Source organism: Cellulomonas sp. KU4C, assembly GCF_056868065.1.
On record NZ_CP200322.1, the window covers coordinates 217,168 to 234,775 of the forward strand.

Genomic DNA, 17,608 nt, shown 5'->3' on the forward strand with positions numbered 1-17,608 from the left:
CGCTCCGGCTCAGGCGCCGGGGACGGTGTGCCAGGGGCGGTCGGGGTCCGTCGCCCGGGGACGCGCCGCGACCTCGACCGCGTAGGTCGCGGCGTCCGGGCGGGCCACGCCCGGGCCGTCCGCGCCGTCCCGGCCCCGCCCGTCGGCGACCGGGCCGAGGTACCGGTGCCCGGTCATGCGGCACCACGCGGGCAGGTCGATCGGCGCCACGGGGTCGGTCGTCGTCAGGTGCACGACGGTGCCCGGCGCGAGCTCGGCGGCGCGCGCCCGCAGCAGCACGAGCAGCCGGGCGCAGCCGAGGTCGCCGCCGTCCAGGTGCACGATCACGCCGCGACTGTACTGCCGTCCGCTCAGGACCCGCGGGCCGGGGTCGCCGAGGTGAGGAACGCCCGCGCCTCGGGGGCGTCGCAGCCGCGCAGGTCCATCACGACCCGCACCGCCTCCGCCACGACCCCGTCGGCCCGGACGCCGTCGAGCAGGTCGCCCACCGCCTCCGCCAGGGCGATCAGCTCCTCGCGGACGACGACGACCGACGCGATGCCCTCCGCCAGGCCCGCCGCCCGGTCCACCAGCGCCGCGTCCCACACGACGGGCTCCCGGGCGTGCAGCGCCAGGTGCACGGTGACGTCCCGCCGCGACCCGGCGACGACGGCCGCCGACCGGAACCCCTGGACGCGGCAGGCGTGCGACCACACGGGCCAGCGCCGCTCGGCGCCGAGGTCCGGGACGACGACCGGGGCGCCGGTCCGGCGCAGCTCGTAGCGCGGGCCCTGGCGGTGGCGGTCCTGCACGCCGTCGCACCGGGCCGCGCCCACCGACCCGGCGGCCAACCAGCGGTCGACGCCGCGGACCACGGCGGAGCAGCAGGCCTGGACGTCGACGCCCAGCGTCGGCCCGGCCTGCACGGTCAGGGTGTGGATCAGGGCGCTGAGCGACCGGACGGCGTCCGGTCCGTCCGCGTCGTCGAGGGCCGGCATGGTTCCTCCGCGTCGTCACGCCTGCTGCGCGGCGCTGCACAGGGGGCCAGGGTGCGCCGCCGCCCGCGGCCCCGCAACCCGGGGAGGCCGGGCGGCGGGCGGTGGCGCACCGCGGTCAGGCGCCGGGGTGCAGCAGCACCTTGGTCCAGCCGTCCTCGCGGGCGTCGAACCGGGCGTAGCCGTCGGCGGCGTCCTCGAGCGGCAGCTCGTGCGACACGATGAACGACGGCGTCGCCCGCCCGGCCACGACCAGGTCCCGCAGCTGCCGGTTGTAGCGCATCACCGGCGCCTGCCCGGTGCCCATGTGCTGGCCCTTCATGAAGAACGTGCCGTAGTCGAACCCGATCCGCCCCTGCCGCGCGGCCTCGTCGCGCGCACCCGGGTCCTCGGGCAGGTAGACCCCGACGACGCCGATGCCGCCGGTCGCGCGGACGACCGCGACGAGGTTGTCGAGCACCAGCTCGGGGTGCTCCTCGCCGCTCGCGTCGTGCGCCTGGTAGCCGACGGCCTCGACGCCGCAGTCGGTGCCGCGCCCGTCGGTGGCGTCCACGATCTGCTCGACGGGGTCGCCGGCGGACAGGTCGACGGCGACCGCGCCGATGCTCTCCGCGAGCCGCAGCCGGTCCGGCTCCTTGTCGACCACGAACACCCGGGACGCGCCGCGGATCATCGCGCTGTGCGCGGCCATCAGGCCCACCGGCCCGGCGCCGAAGACGGCGACGTCGTCGCCCTCGGCCATCCGGGCGAGCTCGGTGCCGTGCCACCCGGTCGGGAAGATGTCGCTCAGCATCGTGAAGTCGTTCTCGTGGTCCGTCCCCTCGGGGAGCCGGAGCAGGTTGACGTCCCCGTACGGGACGCGCAGCACCTCGGCCTGACCACCGTCGTAGGGGCCCATGTTCGCGTAGCCGTACGCGGCGCCTGCCATGCCCTCGGTGGGGTTGGTGCGCAGGCAGAACGACGTCCAGCCCTGCAGGCAGTTGCGACAGGTGCCGCAGGCGATGTTGAACGGGACGCTGACCCGGTCGCCGACCCGGATCCGGGTGACGGCGGAGCCGACCTCCTCGACGACGCCCATGTTCTCGTGGCCGAAGACGGTGCCCTCCTCGACGGAGGTCCGTCCCTCGTACATGTGCAGGTCCGAGCCGCAGATGTTGGTGGTGGTGATCCGGACGAGGACGTCGGTGGGCTGCTCGACCCGGGCGTCGGGCACGTCGGTGACCTCGACCTGGTGCGGACCGCGGTAGACGACTGCGCGCATGGGGGTGGACCTCCTCCGGCGGCGCCCGGGGGCCCGCCCTGGTCGTCGCGCACTGCTGCACGGCGGGGTCCGTCGATGGTCGGTCGCGGGGGCGGGTCCGGCATCTCGGGGCTCTACCTACCGAACGGTAAGTAGAGTGGGTGGCGGTCCACCGACGGACCGGGCCGGACGGCTGACGCCCGGCGATCGCGCGACGAAGGGTGAGGTCCGTGGACGAGCTGCTGTTCGGTGCGGCGTACTACGACGAGTACATGCCGACCGACCGCATCGAGACCGACGTCGAGATGATGCGGGCGGCCGGCATCACTGTCGTCCGCATCGCCGAGTCGACGTGGAGCACGCTGGAGCCGCAGCCCGGCGTGTTCGACTTCACGCACGTCGACCGCGCGCTCGACGCGTTCGAGCGGGCCGGCATCCACGTGATCGTCGGCACCCCCACGTACGCCGTACCCGCCTGGCTCGTCGCCTCGCACCCCGACGTCCTCGCGACGACCGCCGCCGGCGAGGGCCGGTACGGCGCCCGGCAGATCATGGACATCACGCACCCGACGTACCTGTTCCACGCGGAGCGCGTCATCCGCCGGCTGCTGGAGCGCACCGCGCACCGCCCCGGCGTCATCGGGTTCCAGGTCGACAACGAGACCAAGCACTACGGGACCGCCGGCCCGGCCGTGCAGCGGGCGTTCGTCAAGCACCTGCGCGCCGAGTTCGCCGACGACCTCGGGGCGCTCAACCGTGCGTTCGGCCTGGACTACTGGTCCAACCGCGTCGACGCGTGGGAGGACTTCCCCGACGTGCGCGGCACGGTGAACGGCTCGCTGGGCGCGGCGTTCGAGGCGTTCCGCCGCCGGCTGGTCGAGCAGTTCCTCGGCTGGCAGGCCGGGATCGTGCGCGAGTACGCCCGCGACGACCAGTGGGTGACGCAGAACTTCGACTTCGACTGGACGCCCGGCTGGTCCTACGGGCTGCAGCCCTCCGTCGACCACTTCAAGGCCGCCGCGGCGGTCGACGTGGCCGGCGTCGACATCTACCACCCGACGCAGGACCGGCTCACCGGCAAGGAGATCGCGTTCGGCGGCGACATGACCCGCTCGATCAAGGGCGGCGCCAACTACCTGGTCCTGGAGACGCAGGCCCAGGGCCAGCTCGCCTGGCTGCCCTACCCGGGCCAGCTGCGGCTCCAGGCGTACAGCCACCTCGCCAGCGGCGCGGACGGCGTCATGTACTGGCACTGGCACTCGATCCACAGCTCGTTCGAGACGTACTGGAAGGGCCTGCTCAGCCACGACCTGCAGAGCAACCCGACCTACGAGGAGGCCGGCGTCTTCGGCCGGGAGGCCGCCCGCGTCGGGTCGTCGCTGATCCACCTGCGCAAGCACAACCGGGTCGCGGTGCTGGTGAGCAACGAGGCGCTGACCGCGCTGCAGTGGTTCACGCTCGAGACCGGGTTCATCGACGGCGTGTTCGGCAGCTCGATCGGCTACAACGACGTGCTCCGCTGGGTCTACGACGCGCTGTTCGACCTGAACGTCGAGGTCGACTTCGTGTCCGTCGACGACACCGACCTGGGGCGCTACGACCTGCTCGTGGTGCCCGCGCTCTACACGGCGTCGCAGGCCGCGGTCGACCGGCTGGACGCGTTCGTCCGCGCCGGCGGCCACCTGGTCACCACGTTCCGCACGGCGGTCGCCGACGAGCACGTGCAGGTGTGGCACGACACCGCGCCGCACGGGCTGACCGAGGTCGCCGGGCTCACCTACAGCCAGTTCACGGTCCCCGACGGCGTCGGGCTGACCCTGCACGGCGACCTGGCGGGTGCGTCCGGTGCCGACGCGGGCGCCCTGACCTTCATGGAGCTGCTGCGCCCCGAGGGCGCCGAGGCGCTCGCGTCCTACGACCACCCCGCCTGGGGCGGCTACGCGGCGGTCACCCGGCACCGCACCGGCGCGGGGTCGCACGTGCACGTCGGCACCATGACCTCCCCCACGCTGCTGCGCGCCGTGCTGGCCCTGGCGGTCCGGGACGCGGGCGTCGGCGACTGGGCGCAGGACCTCGCGGGGACCGTCACGGTCCGCCGCGGCACCAACGCCGCCGGGAGCGCCGTCACCTACCTGCTCAACTACGCGGGCACGCCCGTCACCGTCGCCGCACCCGTCGCCGGTCGGTCCGTGCTCACCGGGGACGACGTCGCCGCGGGCGACGAGCTGGTCGTCGGCGCGTGGGACCTCGTGGTCCTCGAGTCCTGACCACCCACCCAGCCCACCCCCGGCGCGTCGGCACGCGGCGCGCCGGGGGGACGCCGGGCTAGGGTCGCCCGGTGAGCACCGCCCCGGACGACCCGACGACCCCGCGCCGCCGGGTCCGCCTCAGCCCCGAGCAGCGGATCGCGCAGATCCTCGAGGCCGCCACCGTCCTGGTCGCCCGGCACGGGTTCTACGGCGTCTCGCTGCAGGACGTCGCGCGCGAGGTGGGCATCACCCAGGCGGGCCTGCTGCACCACGTCGGCAGCAAGGAGGGCCTGCTGGAGCTGCTGGTCTCCCAGCGGTACGACCGGCTCGGCACCCCGGCCGACTACGTCGCGAGCGGGGCACCCGGCTCGACGCACCCCGACGGCCCGTCGCTGCCCGGGTACTTCCGGTACCTCGTCGACTTCAACGCCGCGCGGCCCCAGCTGATGAAGCTCTACATGGTGCTCGGCGCGGAGGCGGCCTCCCCGCAGCACCCGGCGCACGACTACTTCGCGGACCGCCCCGACCAGACGTGGGACCTGTACCGGCAGACCGCGTGGCGGCTGCCGCCCGAGGTCGGGCCGTTCGACGGCCTGCGCGACCTGGTCGAGATGAGCATCGAGGCGATGGACGGCGTCCAGGTGCGGTCGTTCCGCCGGCCGGCCGTCGACATGCGGGCGTCGTGGGCGCTGTTCGAGCAGGTGCTGTTCCCGTCGCCCGTCTGGGACGACCACCGCTGAGACGACGACGGCCCGCCGCCCCCGGGTGGGGGCGACGGGCCGCGCGCGACCGTCGGAGGACGGCGCACCGGGGTCAGTGCATCGCGACCGGGGCGTCGCCCGTCGTCGCGGGCCGGCGCACCAGCAGCGACACCGCCACGGCGACCAGCGACACGATCCCGCCCCACATGAACGCGCCCTGCACGCCGTCCGCGGTGGCGGTGAGCGTGTCGGCGCCCTCGGCGACGCGCGCCGCGGTGGTCGTCGACAGCACGGTGATGAACAGCGCGGTGCCCGCGGCGCCGGCGAGCTGCTGGAGCGTGTTCACGATCGCGCTGCCGTGCCCGTACAGCTCGCGCGGCAGGGAGCCGAGCGCGGACGTGAACAGCGGCGTGATCATGAACGCCAGGCCCATGCTGAGCAGGACGTGCACGCCGACCACCGCGACGGACGGCGTACCGGGGTGCAGCGTCGACAGCAGCCACAGGCCGGCGCTCAGGGCCAGCACGCCCGGGGTCACCAGCGGGCGCGGGCCGAACCGGTCGAACAGCCGCCCGACCACCGGCGACAGCGCGCCCATCACGAGCCCGCCCGGCAGCAGCAGCAGACCCGTCTCCAGGGTGCCGAGCTCGAGCACCTGCTGCAGGAAGATCGGCAGCACGATCAGCGCGCCGAACATCGCCATGAACCCGATGATCAGCACCAGCGCGGACACCGTGTAGGAACGCTGCGCGAACACCCGCAGGTCCATCAGCGGCCCGTCCGCGGACTCCTGCAGCCGGATCTGCCGCAGCGCGAACACGACGAGCGCGAGCACGCCGACGGCGACCGGGATCCACGGCGCGACCAGGACGTGCCCGCCCGCGGACTCGCCGATGCTCGACAGCCCGAAGATCAGCGCGCCGAACCCGACGGCCGACAGCAGCAGCGACAGGACGTCCAGGCGCGCGGGGCGCGGCGTCGTGACGTCCCGGACCTTCCACGCGCCGAGGCCCAGGGCGATCAGCGCGACGGGCAGCATGACGATGAAGATCCAGCGCCACGACAGCTGCGACAGCACCAGGCCGGAGATGGTCGGGCCGATGGCGGGCGCGACGGAGATGACGATGGAGATCGTGCCCATCGTGCGCCCGCGGATGCTCGGCGGCACCAGCGTCAGCGCGGTGGTCATCAGCAGCGGCAGCATCACGGCGGTGCCGCTGGCCTGGACGACGCGACCGACCAGCAGGACGCCGAACCCGGGGGCGAGCGCGGCGATCGCCGTGCCGGCGGTGAACAGCGACATCGCCGTGAGGAAGATCGCCCGCAGCCGGAACCGGCCCATGATGTAGCCGGTGGCGGGGATGACGACGGCCATCGTCAGCATGAACCCGGTGGTCAGCCACTGCCCGGTCGCGGCCGAGACGCCGAGGTCGCGCATGAGGACCGGCAGGGCCACGCCCATGACGGTCTCGTTGAGGATCACCGTGAAGCCCGCGATCAGCAGCAGACCGATCAGGGTGCGGTCCCCGGAGGACAGGCGCTCGGGCGCGGCGGTGGCGGCGGGAGCGGTGGCGGCCGGGGGGGTGTCGGGGCCGGTGGTCGCGGGTGTCGCGGTCCGGTCGCGCAGGGCGGTGTCGTCGTGCGTGCTCATCGGTCTCCCGTGCGGGTGGGGTCGGCGGTGGCGGGCGCGTGGCGGCGCCCGGGTCGCGGGCGGCCGGCGTCCCGGAGGGAGTCGCGCTCCGGGACCAACGTCCCGCGTCAGGCGATGATTCCCGGCGCCCGCCATCCGGACGGCCGGAGCGTTCCCGCCGGGTGGAGTCGTACGGTGCTCGCATGGATCCGATGAGCAACCGGGGCTGCGCCCCGCGCCGGGGGCCCGCGGCCTGACCGGGCCGTCAACACCCCCACCCGGGCTCGACGTGCCCGTCCGCGCACGCCGCCCGCACCACCCGCCGACCTCGGCGGGCCTGCCCCTCGAAGGATCCCCTGTGCTCACCCTGCTCCCGGGCGCGCGTCGACGCGCCCTGCTCGCCGCCGCCCTCGTCCTGGTCGGTTCGACCGCCGTGCAGCTGTCGGCGGCGCTCGCCGCCGGGACGTTCGCCGACCTCGGGACGCTCGCCGTCTCGGGCTACCGGATGACGGCCGCGGCGGTCGTCCTGCTCCTGCTCACCCGACCCCGGCTCCGCGGTCGCGACCGGCGCACCTGGGCGGCGATCGTGCTCTACGGCGTCGCGATGGCCGCCATGAACGTGCTGTTCTACGCGGCGCTCGACAGGCTGCCGCTCGGCGTGGCCGTCACGCTCGAGTTCTGCGGGCCGCTGCTGATCGCGGCGGTGGCGTCCGCGGGCCGCACCCGGGTGCTGCCGTTCGTGGCGCTGCTCGGCGTGCTGCTGGTCGTCGGCGGTCCCGCCGGTGGCGTCGACCCGCTGGGCGTGCTGCTCGGCCTCGGCGCCGCGGTTGCGTTCGGCGCGTACACGCTGCTCGCCGGCCGGGTCGGCGACGCCTCGACGGGCCTGGGCGACCTCGCGCTGTCCGTGGGCGTCGGCGCGCTGCTGCTCGCGCCCGCGCAGGTCGCCGCGGCGCCGGACCTCACGACCGGCCACGTGCCGGCGCTCCTCGCGTCGGGGGTGCTCGGCGTCGCGCTGGCGTTCTCCCTCGACTTCCAGGCCGTCCGGCTCGCGGGGACCCGGGTGGTGGGGACGCTGTTCGCCGTCGACCCCGCGACGGGCGCGGTCGTCGGCGCGCTGCTGCTCGGCGACCGGCTGACCGGCCCGGCGCTCGGCGGGCTGGTGCTCGTGGTGCTCGCCGGTGCGGGCGTGGTCTGGTCCGCGGGCCGCCCCCGCCGGGACGCCACCCCCGCGACCTGACGCCCGCCCCCGCCCGCACCCCGCGCCCCCACCTCCGCCGAGATCGGACCTCCCGGCCGAGACAGCCCCGTGGAACGGGCTATCTCGGCCGGGACGGCCTGTCTCGGCGACCTCGACGGCCGGGCGGGCGCGGTCAGACCCCGCCGCGCAGGGCCGTGATCGGCTCCACCCGGGCGGCCTTGAGCGCCGGGTAGATCCCGGCGAGCAGGCCGATGACCCCGCCGCCCGCCGCGGAGGCGAGCACGACGCCGATGTCCAGGATCGGCGTCCAGGACTGCAGCGCGGACACCCCCACGACGGCGGCGACGCCGAGCGAGGCGCCGACCATGCCGCCGAGCAGCCCGACGGTCGCGGACTCCAGCACGAACTGCGCGGCGATGTCCCGCCGCCGCGCGCCCAGCGCCCGCCGCAGGCCGATCTCCCCGACGCGCTCCATCACGGACAGCAGGGTCACGTTCGCGATCCCCAGCCCGCCGATCAGCAGCGCGACGCCGCCGAGCGCGAGGAAGATCGTGCTGATGTCCGCCTGGACGTCCTCGCGCACCCCGGACGACCCGGTCGGACCCTGCACGGTGATGACCTCGGGGCTGTTCGGCGCGAGGGCGGTCGGCACCTGGTCCGCGACCAGCGGCCCGGAGCCGACGGCGATCCGCATGTGCAGCTCCTGCGGCGCCGCGAGCCCGAAGTCCGCGCGGGCCGTCCCGGCGGGGAGCACGACGGCGTCCCGCAGGTCGGTGCGCCGCTGCATCCCGTCCACGATCCCGATGACGGTGTAGGACCGGTCGCCGATGAACACCGACGGCTGCCGGTCGACCCGGGACACCCCGAGCCGGTCGGCGGCGCGGGAGCCGAGGACGACGACGCGGTCCGCGCGGGCGTCGTGCCCCGCGTCGAAGAACCGGCCGGTGACGACCTCGCCGCGGACGGCGTCCAGGAGACCCGCGGTCGCCGCGAGCACCGGCGGGGAGGTGACCTCCGGCGCCGACGGGTCGTTCACGGGCACCGCCGTGACCGCGGCCCCGGCGACGTCCACCACCGCGACCAGGCCGGCGGCCTCGACGCCGGCGAGCCGGTCGGCGCGCAGGTCGGCGTCCCACGGCAGCGGGGCGGTCGCCCGCTGGCTGCCGTCGGCGGTGCGCGTGGTGCTCGCGGACGCCATCGCCTGGGTGGCGGCGACCGCGTCGAACCGGCGCGCGATCTGGCCCGCGGCGGTCTGCGCGAGCCCGACGGTGACGACCACCGACGCGATGCCGAGCACGGTGCCCAGGATCGTGAGGAACAGCCGACCCGGGCGGGCGTCGATCCCGGCGGCCGCCTCGCGGACCAGGTCACGCACGCCGAACCGGTCCGCGCGCCGGGGTCGGGGCCGCGCACCGGGCGCCGGGCGGTCGGCGGGCGGCTCGTCGAGGAGGACCGCGAGCCCCCCACCGGCGGCGTCGGGCGCGGGCCCGGCGTCCGGCGCGGGACCGGCGTCCGGCGCGGGACCGGGGCCCGCGGCGGCGCGACGGCGACCCGGGCGCGGCAGGCGCGGCAGCCCGGCCATCAGCGGATCTCCGTCAGCAGGCCGTCGGCGATCCGCACCCGGCGGTCGGCGCGGGCGGACACGACGTCGTCGTGGGTGATGACGACGAGGGTGAGCCCGTCGGCGTGCAGCTCGTCGAACAGGTCGAGCACGTCCGCCGAGTTGTGGGTGTCGAGGTTGCCGGTCGGCTCGTCGGCGAGCAGCACCGCGGGCGCGGACACGACGGCCCGCGCCACGGCGACCCGCTGCCGCTCACCGCCGGACAGGAACGTCGGCAGGAACGACAGGCGGTGCCCGAGGTGCACGCGGTCGAGCGCGGCCAGGGCGCGGGCACGCCGCTCCGCCCGGGGCACGCCGCTGTACAGCGTCGCGAGCAGCACGTTGTCGAGCACGGTGCGGTGCGGCAGCAGGTGGAACTGCTGGAACACGAAGCCGATCCGCCCGCCGCGCAGCGCGCTCCGCTCGCCCTCGGTCGCGGTGCTCGTCGGCACGCCGTCGAGCAGGTACTCCCCCGACGTCGGCCGGTCGAGCAGCCCGAGCACGTGCAGCAGCGTCGACTTGCCCGACCCCGACGGGCCGACGATGGACAGGTAGTCCCCGGTGGCGACCCGCAGGTCGCTGGGCCGCAGGGCGTGGACGGGCGGGTCGCCCGGGAACACCCGGGCGACCCCGCGCAGCTCGACGACCGGCGGCGGTCCCGCGGGGTCGGCGGGGGCCGGGCGCGGGTCGACGACCGTCACGCGTCGTCCTCCGCCGCGTCGGTCGCCTCGTCGGACGCGCCGCCGGAGGTGCCGATCACCACGAGGTCGCCCTCGGCGAGCGTCGCGCCGCCGGCGCCGGTGACCTCGACGTAGCCGCCGGCCGCGAGACCGGTGGTCACCTCGACGAGCGACGTGGTGTCGTCGTCGCCCAGCACCTCGACGCGCGACTCGCCGCCGGGGCCCGCGGTCAGCGCCGCGAGCGGCACCGCGAGGACCGCACCGCCGGTGGACGCCACGGGCAGGGTGACGCGCACGTTGCTGCCCTGGAGCGCGGCGACCTGCTCGGGCGACAGCTCGCCCGGCTGGAGCGTCACGGTCATCCGCCCGGCGTCGCCGGAGCCGCCGCCGCCGTCGCCGGAGCCGCCGGCCCCGCCGTCACCGGACCCGCCCGAGCCGCCGGCCCCGGACCCGGACGCGGCGATCTCCGTGACGGTGACCGGGATCTCGGCGCCGTCGAGCACGACGGTGCCGGTCGACCCGACCTGCAGCAGCGCGGCATCCGCCTTGGCGGCCGTGCCCACGACCTGCAGCGTCGCGCCGGACACGCTCATGACGGTCCCCTCGACGGTGCCGCCGCGCTTCACGGAGACCGCGTCCACGCGCCGGGGCAGGGTCTCGAGGTAGACGACCTCGCTCGCGGGCAGGGCGACGATCGTCTCGCGCCGGGCCTCCTCGAGCGCGGTGCGCGCGTCGGCGAGGCCCTCGCGGGCGGCGGTGACGCCGGCGCGCTCGGAGCTGGTGTCGGGCGCGGCACCGAGGGCGGCGCGCTGCGCCTGCTTGACGCCGACCTGGTCCCGGGCGTCCTCCACCGCGGCCTGCGCAGCGGGAACTCCCAGGTCGCAGCCGTTCACGACGCACGCGTCGAGCTCGGCCTGAGCGACCCCGACCGCCCGCTCCGCAGCGCGGACGTTCGCGTCCGCCTCCGCGATCGCGCCCCCGTCGCTGCTCCCCTTCCCCGCGGACGCCAGGGCGCCCTCGGCGGCGGTGACCTCGGCCTGGGCGGAGCGCACGGCCCGCTCGGCGGAGGTCACGGCCTCCTCCTGCTCGTCGGTCGGTGCCGGGACGGGGTACCCGGCGCGCCGGTAGGCTCGGCGACGCCGTCGGCGGTCGCGGAGTCGTAGGTGTCGGACGTGGCGTCGCCGGCGCCGATGCCCAGCGCCCCGAGGGCCGCCTTGAGCTGCAGCACGTCGGGTCCGGACACGCCGACCCGCAGCGTGCGGTAGGTCGGCAGCCCGCCGGGAAGCACCAGCACGGGCCGGCCGGCGATCTCGAGCGCGACGGACCCGGCGTCGAGGGTCGCGCCGACCTCCGGGACCTGCCCGGTGACGACGGCGCGCTCGCCGAGGTCCGCCGTCTCGATCCGGAGGTCGACGGCGTCGTCGAACACGACGTCGCCGCGGATGGTGACGTCGTTGCTGAGCTCGCGGCTCTCGACCGGGACCGTGATCGGCCCGGCCTCCGGCGGCGCGGTGCGGGCGGCGGCCTCGGCGGGGTTGAGCACGAACCGGCTCAGCCCCAGCCCGGCCACGAGGCTGAGCACGGCGACGCCGGCGAGGACCACGAGCGTGCGGTTGCCGCTGCGCCAGGAGCGGGGCGGTGCCGCGTCGGTCGCGGTGGGGTCGGTCGGGCCGTCGGCGTCACCGGCGGGGACGAGCGCGTCGTGCTGGTCGCGCACGTCACTCCCCCCGGGCGGCGGTGGCGGCGTCCGCCCACGCGTCGAGCTCGGCCTTGTGCTGGTCGACGAACTCCTGCTGGAGCTCGTGGTTGATCGTGGTGCCCTTGCCGACGTAGTCGACCTTCTCCTGGCAGTCGAAGTCGGCGACCGCCATCGCGATCTCCTTGTCGGTGAAGGCGGCGGCCGCCTTCTCGTCGACCTCGGGGGCGGGCGGGCCCTCGGGCTTCGCCTCCCAGTCCCAGCTTCTCCGACAGGGCGGTGTACTCCGGGTCGTTCCAGCCCTGGAGCTCGTTCCACTCCTCGCTCAGGTCGTTCTGCACGGTGGACACGTCGGTGATGCCGTCGTAGCCCTCGTCGGCCATGCAGGAGGCCCACTCGGTGTTGAGCTCGGCGATGCGGGGGTCGGCCTGCATCGTCTCGTAGAACCGGTTGAGCTCGTCCTCGACGGCGCTGAACTCGTCCGAGTCGACGCCGCCCTCGTAGACCTCGTGCTGCGCGACGCCGTAGCAGCCGGACGTCGTCCAGTCGTACTCCTGCTCCTCGCCCTCGACGTACTCGACCTGCGGGCCCCACAGCGCCTCCTGGTAGGCGGCGGCCTCGCTCTCGGACATCGACTCGACGTACTCCTGGTTCGGGTCGACCCACTCGGTCTCCTCCTCGGGGGCGGCGTCGGCGTTGCCCCACGGGTCGGTGCTGATCGCGTAGCCGTACTGCTCGGCGAACTCCCGCGTGCCCCACTCGACGTCGAGGTCGTCGGAGGAGACCCCGACCGAGCCGCTGTTGTCGACCGGCGTGTAGTCGAAGCCCTGGTCCTGCATGCAGGACGCGACGAGCTCCTCGACCTTGCGGTTCTGGCGCTCGGACTCCTCCTGCATCTCCTCCTCGGAGCGCTCGTCGTCGTAGGAGAACCCGTAGATGCGCGCCTGGTACTCGTCGAGCGGGCCGGGGGTCCACTCCGCGCGGGAGCCACCCCCCTTCGAGCCGCCGTCGTCGCCGGAGCTGGAGCAGCCGGCGAGCGCCAGCACGGCCAGGGCGGCCAGGGCGACCACCGGTCGGGCGGGGCGGGACGTCGTCATCGAAGCTTCTCCGTTCGTCGGCACTGGGTCGGCGGCGGAACCGCACGCACCCGATCATGGCGTGGACGACGGGCCTGCGTGAGGGGTTTGGGGTCACCGTCTCGTCGCGATCCGCGTCCGGCGACGACGCTAGCCAGGGGCGACCACTCAGGGCGTCCACCTGCGGTCGGACGCGTGGTCCACCGGCGGGGGGAGGTGGCGTGCGGGATGAAGGAGGTGGTGCTGGGAGCGGACGACGGGATTCGAACCCGCGACCCTCACCTTGGCAAGGTGATGCTCTACCACTGAGCCACGTCCGCGCGTCTCCACGGCCGTGCAGGACCGGGGGATGCAGGTGGGAACTCTACCGGCCGTGCGGCCGATCCACGAATCGTGCGGTCAGACCTCGGCCGCCTCCGGGGCGGGGTCCGACGCCGCCGCGGCCTCGCGCCGGATCCGCCGGACGCGGGTCACCACGAACCAGACCACGAGCAGCGCGATGCCCCCGAGCACGAGGTTGGACAGCACGCCGCTCCACTCGGCCAGCACCGGCTTGATCGCCGGCCCGAACGCGTACCCGAGCCCGATCCAGATCCCGTTCCACACCGCCGAGCCGAGGGTCGTGTACAGCGTGAAGGCCCAAAAGGGCATCCGCTCGATGCCTGCGGGGATCGAGATGAAGCTCCGGACCAGCGGCACGCACCGCCCGAGCAGCACCGCGAGCGGTCCCCAGCGCAGGAAGAACCGCTCGGCGCGGTCGAAGTCGTCGGCGTCGAGCAGCGGGATCCGCGCGACCAGGGCGCGCGTGCGGGTGCGACCCAGCCAGGCGCCCAGCAGCCACCAGATCCACGCGCCGAGGACGGCGCCGGCGGTCGCGGCGAGGATCGCGAACCACAGGTTCATCCGTCCGTCGTAGGCGAGGAACCCCGCACCGGGCAGCACCGCCTCGGACGGGATCGGCGGCACGAAGGTCTCGATGAACACGGCCGCGCCGACGCCCACCTCCCCCAGCGTCTCCATCAGGTGCAGCACCCAGCCGATGAACCCGGAGTACTCGGCGGACGGGGCGATCGCGTCGGTCACGGCGCTCATGGCAGGGGAGTACTCCACGTCAGGTCGGCGGGGGCGAACGGTCAGCCTGCCACGGACCCGCCGATCGCGGCCCTGACGTCACACAACGTGCACAACCACCGCGTCGAGCGCCGACATCCCGCTGCGGTGCGGGTGGCCGTGCGGTCGCGGTGCCCTCGGCGGGACTCGAACCCGCACTGCGCCGGGTTTAAGCCGGCTGCCTCTGCCGGTTGGGCTACGAGGGCCGCCGCCATCCTGCCACCGCGGGCCCGTGCACGACGACGCCCGCCTGCCCCGGTGCGGGGCGGGCGGGCGTCGTGGCGGTACGGGGTACGTCAGGCCGTGGCCTTCGCCGACGCGGAGTCGGCCGCGGACGTGTCGTCGGCCGTGCCGGTGCCGTCGGGCTTGGCCTCCGAGCCGGGGACCGGGGAGTGGTCCGCGGCGGCCGGCGCGGCCTCGGCGCGGGGCTTCGGCGGGACGGACGCGGCGCGGAACTCGGCGCGCGGGTCGTGGATCGAGCCGAGCGCGACCGTCTCGCGACGCCAGAGCAGGTTCGCGGTCCAGCCGGACATGATCGCGAGCTTGCGGTTCAGCGTCGGCATCGCCATCACGTGGTACGAGCGGTGCATGACCCAGGCGAGGAACCCGCGGACCTTGATCCGGCCGAGGAACTGCGCCACGCCCTTGTACATGCCGAGCGAGGCGACCGCACCGATGTTCTTGTGCTTGTAGTCCGTCGGCTCGGCGGACCGGAGCACCCGGGCGAGGTTGTCGGCGAGGTGGGTGGCCTCGCGGATCGCGTGCTGGGCGTTCGGCGGGCAGAACTGGCCCGGGTTGTACAGGTCCGGCACGGCCGCGCAGTCACCGGCGGCGTACGCGTCCGGGACGACGGTGCCGTCCGCGTCCGCGATCTGCAGGGTCGCGAGCGTGGTGACGCGGCCCATCTTGTCCAGCGGCAGGTCGGAGTTCTGCAGCACCGGGTTGGCCTTGACGCCCGCGGTCCACACGATCGTCTCGGAGTCGAACTCGGTCTTGTCCGAGAGCACCACGTGGCCGTCGACGCACGAGTTCAGGAACGTGGACAGGTACACCTCGATGCCGCGCTTGCGCAGCTGCTCGAGGGTGTAGCCGCCGAGCTCCTCGGAGACCTCGGGCAGGATGCGCCTCGAGCCCTCGACGAGGACGAACCGCATGTCGGAGGCGTCCAGCGACGGGTACTGCTTGATCGCGTCGCGGGCCATGTCCTCGACCTCGGCGATGGCCTCGACGCCGGCGAACCCGCCGCCGACGAACGTGAAGGTCAGCATCCGGCGGCGCAGCTCCGGGTCCCAGGTGGACGACGCGCGGTCGATCCGGCCGAGGACGTGGTTGCGGACGGCGATGGCCTCCTCGACGTTCTTGAAGCCGATGGCCTGCTCCGCGAGCCCGGGGATGGGCAGCGTGCGGGCGACCGAGCCGAGGCCGATGATGAGGTGGTCGTACGTGATCCAGTACGGCTCGCCCTCCTCGGGCGTGATCTGGACCTTCCGCTCGCCGTGCTTGATCTCGGAGACCTTGCCCTGGAGCGCGTCGATGCCCTTGAGCGCGCGGCGGTGCGGGGCGACGACGTAGCGCGCGTCGATGGACCCGGCGGCGGCCTCGGGGAGGAACGGCGCGTAGGTCATGTACGGGCGCGGGTCGACCACGACGATCGCGGCCTCGCGGTTGCCCAGGCGGCGGCGCAGCCGGCGCGCGGAGTACACCCCCACGGACCCGCCGCCGAGGATGACGATGCGCGGCACCTTGCGGGACGTGGTCCCGGACTGCGGCGCCGGGGTCGTGACGGAGGTCTCAGACATAGGGACAACGGTACGTCCCATGTTTGGTTGAACGCGAACCCACAGGCACGTGATTCTGGGCACAAAGTCCCGGGAACGCCGGTCAGGGAGCGGAACCCGTGCCTGCTTGGTCCCCGGTGGCCGGCCCGGACGTGGGACCTGGGTCCTGGGTCGAGGGCGCGCCCGGCAGCACCAGCGCGGGGGCCTTCGCGAACGGCGCGGGCGGGGTGCGCGCGTCGCCGCCCAGTCGCGGCAGCGAGCCGTCGCCGGGCCAGGCGAACTCCGACGTCGGAGCCCCCCGGAGCGGGTACGCGTTCCAGCGCTTGCGCCCCTCGGAGTCCGCGGCGGGCACGAACGTCCACGCCTCGTCGACCCCGGGGAACGTCCAGGTGCCGATGCCGCCGTCGGTCACGGTGCGCACCGGCCGGCCCCGGTCGTCATACACCTGCACGTCGTGCAGCGGGTCACCCGCGGCGTCGTAGACGAACAGGTTGCTCACCTGCATCCCGCCGACCCAGACACCGTCGGCGGGCGGCGTCGACACCGGGGTCGGCACCTCGATGTACTGCACCCGGTCGACCTGGGCGTAGAACCGCGACTCGTTTGTGAACACCGCGACCGGGACCAGCAGCACCAGGGCGAGCGCCGTCGCGGCCGCCGACAGCCACGGCAGCTGCCCCGCACCCCACCGCCGCCGCCCCCACTGGACCGACACCGCCACGAGCACCAGGAGCACCGCGGCGTGCAGCCACCGGTCCGGGAGCCCGTCGCGGTCCGGCCGCAGCCGCCACGTCAGCCAGTCGGCCTCCAGCGCCAGCCACATGACGACCTGGTAGGCGATCCAGCCCCGGACGACCCACCACAGCGGCCGCAGGTCGGCCCCGGCGCCGGCCACGGGTCCGGACCACGGCTGCCGACGGGCCCAGGCCCGCACCCGCCGCGCCCCCGCGACGGTCGCCGCCCCTGCCCGCCCGACGCCGGCCGGCCAGGGGCGCGCGCGGCGCGTCGACTCGTCCGGCAGCCCCGCCGCGGCGCGCAGCTCGCGAGCGTACGCGTGCGGCTCGCCGAACCGCGCGGCCAGGTCCACCCGGTCGCCGTCCGCCGGCGCGTCCTCGAGCGCGTCGACCAGGTCGGCCTCCAGCCCGTCGGCGAGGTCGTCGACCTGGTCGGGCGGGAGGTCCGCGAGGTACCGCCGGACCTCCGCCGCATACTGCGCGACGGCGGTCCGCACCTCCCCGTGCGCTGCTGCGGTCGTGTTCACGCTGCCCCCTCCTCGTCCAGCAGGCGGGCCATCGTGCCCGCGAACGCGCGCCAGTCGGTGCGCTGGGTCGCGAGCATGGCCCGGCCCTGCGCGTTGATGCCGTAGTACTTGCGGTGCGGGCCCTCGTCGCTCGGCACCACGTAGGACGTCAGCGCGCCCTGCGAGTAGAGCCGGCGCAGCGTCCCGTACACCGACGCGTCACCCACCTCCGTCAGCCCGGCGGCGCGCAGCCGCCGGACGACGTCGTAGCCGTAGCCGTCCTCCTGCGCGACGACCGCGAGCACGGCGACGTCCAGCACGCCCTTGAGCAGCTGTGTCGTGTCCACCGTCTCCCCTCCTCCTCGAGCGGCCGATCGGGCCGCGGATCCCGGCGCCGCGACCGGCCCCCTGTCGGTCGCGGCACCGTCGTCCGGCG

General features: G+C 74.9%; 16 protein-coding genes and 2 tRNA genes. 3 read left to right on the forward strand and 15 right to left on the reverse strand.

The window, feature by feature from the left end; genetic code table 11:
• Positions 1 to 9 precede the first annotated feature (9 nt).
• The 3 genes from AC1VL8_RS01025 to AC1VL8_RS01035 form a co-directional block, all read right to left on the reverse strand.
• Complete coding sequence (locus AC1VL8_RS01025) at positions 10 to 327, reverse strand: sulfurtransferase TusA family protein (protein ID WP_483073776.1); 318 nt, start codon at positions 325 to 327, stop codon at positions 10 to 12.
• A gap of 23 nt (positions 328 to 350) precedes the next feature.
• Entirely contained in the window at positions 351 to 977 is a 627-nt protein-coding gene (locus AC1VL8_RS01030; protein ID WP_483073777.1) for a hypothetical protein, read from the reverse strand.
• A gap of 115 nt (positions 978 to 1,092) precedes the next feature.
• Positions 1,093 to 2,235, reverse strand: a complete 1,143-nt coding sequence (locus AC1VL8_RS01035) for a glutathione-independent formaldehyde dehydrogenase (protein WP_483073778.1) — start codon at positions 2,233 to 2,235, stop codon at positions 1,093 to 1,095.
• A 209-nt stretch (positions 2,236 to 2,444) separates the two neighbouring features.
• Here AC1VL8_RS01035 and AC1VL8_RS01040 point away from each other — a divergent pair, with 209 nt between their 5' ends.
• Complete coding sequence (locus AC1VL8_RS01040) at positions 2,445 to 4,481, forward strand: beta-galactosidase (RefSeq protein ID WP_483073779.1); 2,037 nt, start codon at positions 2,445 to 2,447, stop codon at positions 4,479 to 4,481.
• A gap of 71 nt (positions 4,482 to 4,552) precedes the next feature.
• Positions 4,553 to 5,203, forward strand: coding sequence for a TetR/AcrR family transcriptional regulator (locus AC1VL8_RS01045; RefSeq protein ID WP_483073780.1), 651 nt, complete (start codon positions 4,553 to 4,555; stop codon positions 5,201 to 5,203).
• 73 nt (positions 5,204 to 5,276) lie between these two features.
• On the opposite strand, the gene AC1VL8_RS01050 is transcribed toward AC1VL8_RS01045, so the two are convergent.
• Positions 5,277 to 6,815, reverse strand: coding sequence for an MDR family MFS transporter (locus AC1VL8_RS01050; protein WP_483073781.1), 1,539 nt, complete (start codon positions 6,813 to 6,815; stop codon positions 5,277 to 5,279).
• A 337-nt stretch (positions 6,816 to 7,152) separates the two neighbouring features.
• On the opposite strand from AC1VL8_RS01050, the gene AC1VL8_RS01055 reads away from it, so the two are divergent.
• Positions 7,153 to 8,031 (forward strand): EamA family transporter, encoded by an 879-nt coding sequence (locus AC1VL8_RS01055; RefSeq protein WP_483073782.1) that lies wholly within the window; start codon positions 7,153 to 7,155, stop codon positions 8,029 to 8,031.
• A gap of 133 nt (positions 8,032 to 8,164) precedes the next feature.
• On the opposite strand, the gene AC1VL8_RS01060 is transcribed toward AC1VL8_RS01055, so the two are convergent.
• The 11 genes from AC1VL8_RS01060 to AC1VL8_RS01110 form a co-directional block, all read right to left on the reverse strand.
• The gene (locus AC1VL8_RS01060) at positions 8,165 to 9,574 is read right to left on the reverse strand and encodes an ABC transporter permease (RefSeq protein ID WP_483073783.1); all 1,410 of its coding nucleotides are present in this window, start codon (positions 9,572 to 9,574) and stop codon (positions 8,165 to 8,167) included.
• Entirely contained in the window at positions 9,574 to 10,293 is a 720-nt protein-coding gene (locus tag AC1VL8_RS01065; RefSeq protein ID WP_389231141.1) for an ABC transporter ATP-binding protein, read from the reverse strand. The genes AC1VL8_RS01060 and AC1VL8_RS01065 overlap by 1 nt, the downstream gene beginning before the upstream one ends.
• Positions 10,290 to 11,345 carry a permuted SH3 domain-containing protein gene (locus tag AC1VL8_RS01070; RefSeq protein ID WP_483073784.1) on the reverse strand — a complete coding sequence of 352 codons (1,056 nt, stop codon included), beginning with the start codon at positions 11,343 to 11,345 and terminating at the stop codon, positions 10,290 to 10,292. The genes AC1VL8_RS01065 and AC1VL8_RS01070 overlap by 4 nt, the downstream gene beginning before the upstream one ends.
• A complete protein-coding gene (locus AC1VL8_RS01075) occupies positions 11,342 to 11,875 on the reverse strand; it encodes a hypothetical protein (RefSeq protein ID WP_483073785.1) in 534 nt (177 codons plus the stop codon). The genes AC1VL8_RS01070 and AC1VL8_RS01075 overlap by 4 nt, the downstream gene beginning before the upstream one ends.
• Entirely contained in the window at positions 11,824 to 13,065 is a 1,242-nt protein-coding gene (locus AC1VL8_RS01080) for a hypothetical protein (protein ID WP_483073786.1), read from the reverse strand. Before AC1VL8_RS01080 ends, AC1VL8_RS01075 begins: the two co-directional genes overlap by 52 nt.
• Before the next feature lie 227 nt (positions 13,066 to 13,292).
• A tRNA-Gly gene (locus AC1VL8_RS01085) sits at positions 13,293 to 13,364 on the reverse strand.
• Between the two features lie 79 nt (positions 13,365 to 13,443).
• Complete coding sequence (locus AC1VL8_RS01090) at positions 13,444 to 14,136, reverse strand: DedA family protein (protein ID WP_483073787.1); 693 nt, start codon at positions 14,134 to 14,136, stop codon at positions 13,444 to 13,446.
• A 150-nt stretch (positions 14,137 to 14,286) separates the two neighbouring features.
• A tRNA-Leu gene (locus AC1VL8_RS01095) sits at positions 14,287 to 14,360 on the reverse strand.
• 90 nt (positions 14,361 to 14,450) lie between these two features.
• Positions 14,451 to 15,953: an NAD(P)/FAD-dependent oxidoreductase gene (locus tag AC1VL8_RS01100; RefSeq protein ID WP_389231153.1), complete on the reverse strand. Its 1,503-nt coding sequence runs from the start codon at positions 15,951 to 15,953 to the stop codon at positions 14,451 to 14,453.
• An 82-nt stretch (positions 15,954 to 16,035) separates the two neighbouring features.
• Positions 16,036 to 17,193, reverse strand: a complete 1,158-nt coding sequence (locus tag AC1VL8_RS01105; RefSeq protein ID WP_483073788.1) for an HAAS signaling domain-containing protein — start codon at positions 17,191 to 17,193, stop codon at positions 16,036 to 16,038.
• Entirely contained in the window at positions 17,190 to 17,519 is a 330-nt protein-coding gene (locus AC1VL8_RS01110; RefSeq protein WP_483073789.1) for a PadR family transcriptional regulator, read from the reverse strand. The genes AC1VL8_RS01105 and AC1VL8_RS01110 overlap by 4 nt, the downstream gene beginning before the upstream one ends.
• Positions 17,520 to 17,608 lie beyond the last annotated feature (89 nt).

Bases quoted from the DNA above. Each gene is read 5' to 3' on its own strand.
- AC1VL8_RS01035 (WP_483073778.1), bottom strand. From the start codon at position 2,235: ATGCGCGCAGTCGTCTACCGCGGTCCGCACCAGGTCGAGGTCACCGAC.
- AC1VL8_RS01030 (WP_483073777.1), bottom strand. From the start codon at position 977: ATGCCGGCCCTCGACGACGCGGACGGACCGGACGCCGTCCGGTCGCTC.
- AC1VL8_RS01090 (WP_483073787.1), bottom strand. From the start codon at position 14,136: ATGAGCGCCGTGACCGACGCGATCGCCCCGTCCGCCGAGTACTCCGGG.
- AC1VL8_RS01080 (WP_483073786.1), bottom strand. From the start codon at position 13,065: ATGACGACGTCCCGCCCCGCCCGACCGGTGGTCGCCCTGGCCGCCCTG.
- AC1VL8_RS01060 (WP_483073783.1), bottom strand. From the start codon at position 9,574: ATGGCCGGGCTGCCGCGCCTGCCGCGCCCGGGTCGCCGTCGCGCCGCC.
- AC1VL8_RS01050 (WP_483073781.1), bottom strand. From the start codon at position 6,815: ATGAGCACGCACGACGACACCGCCCTGCGCGACCGGACCGCGACACCC.
- AC1VL8_RS01100 (WP_389231153.1), bottom strand. From the start codon at position 15,953: ATGTCTGAGACCTCCGTCACGACCCCGGCGCCGCAGTCCGGGACCACG.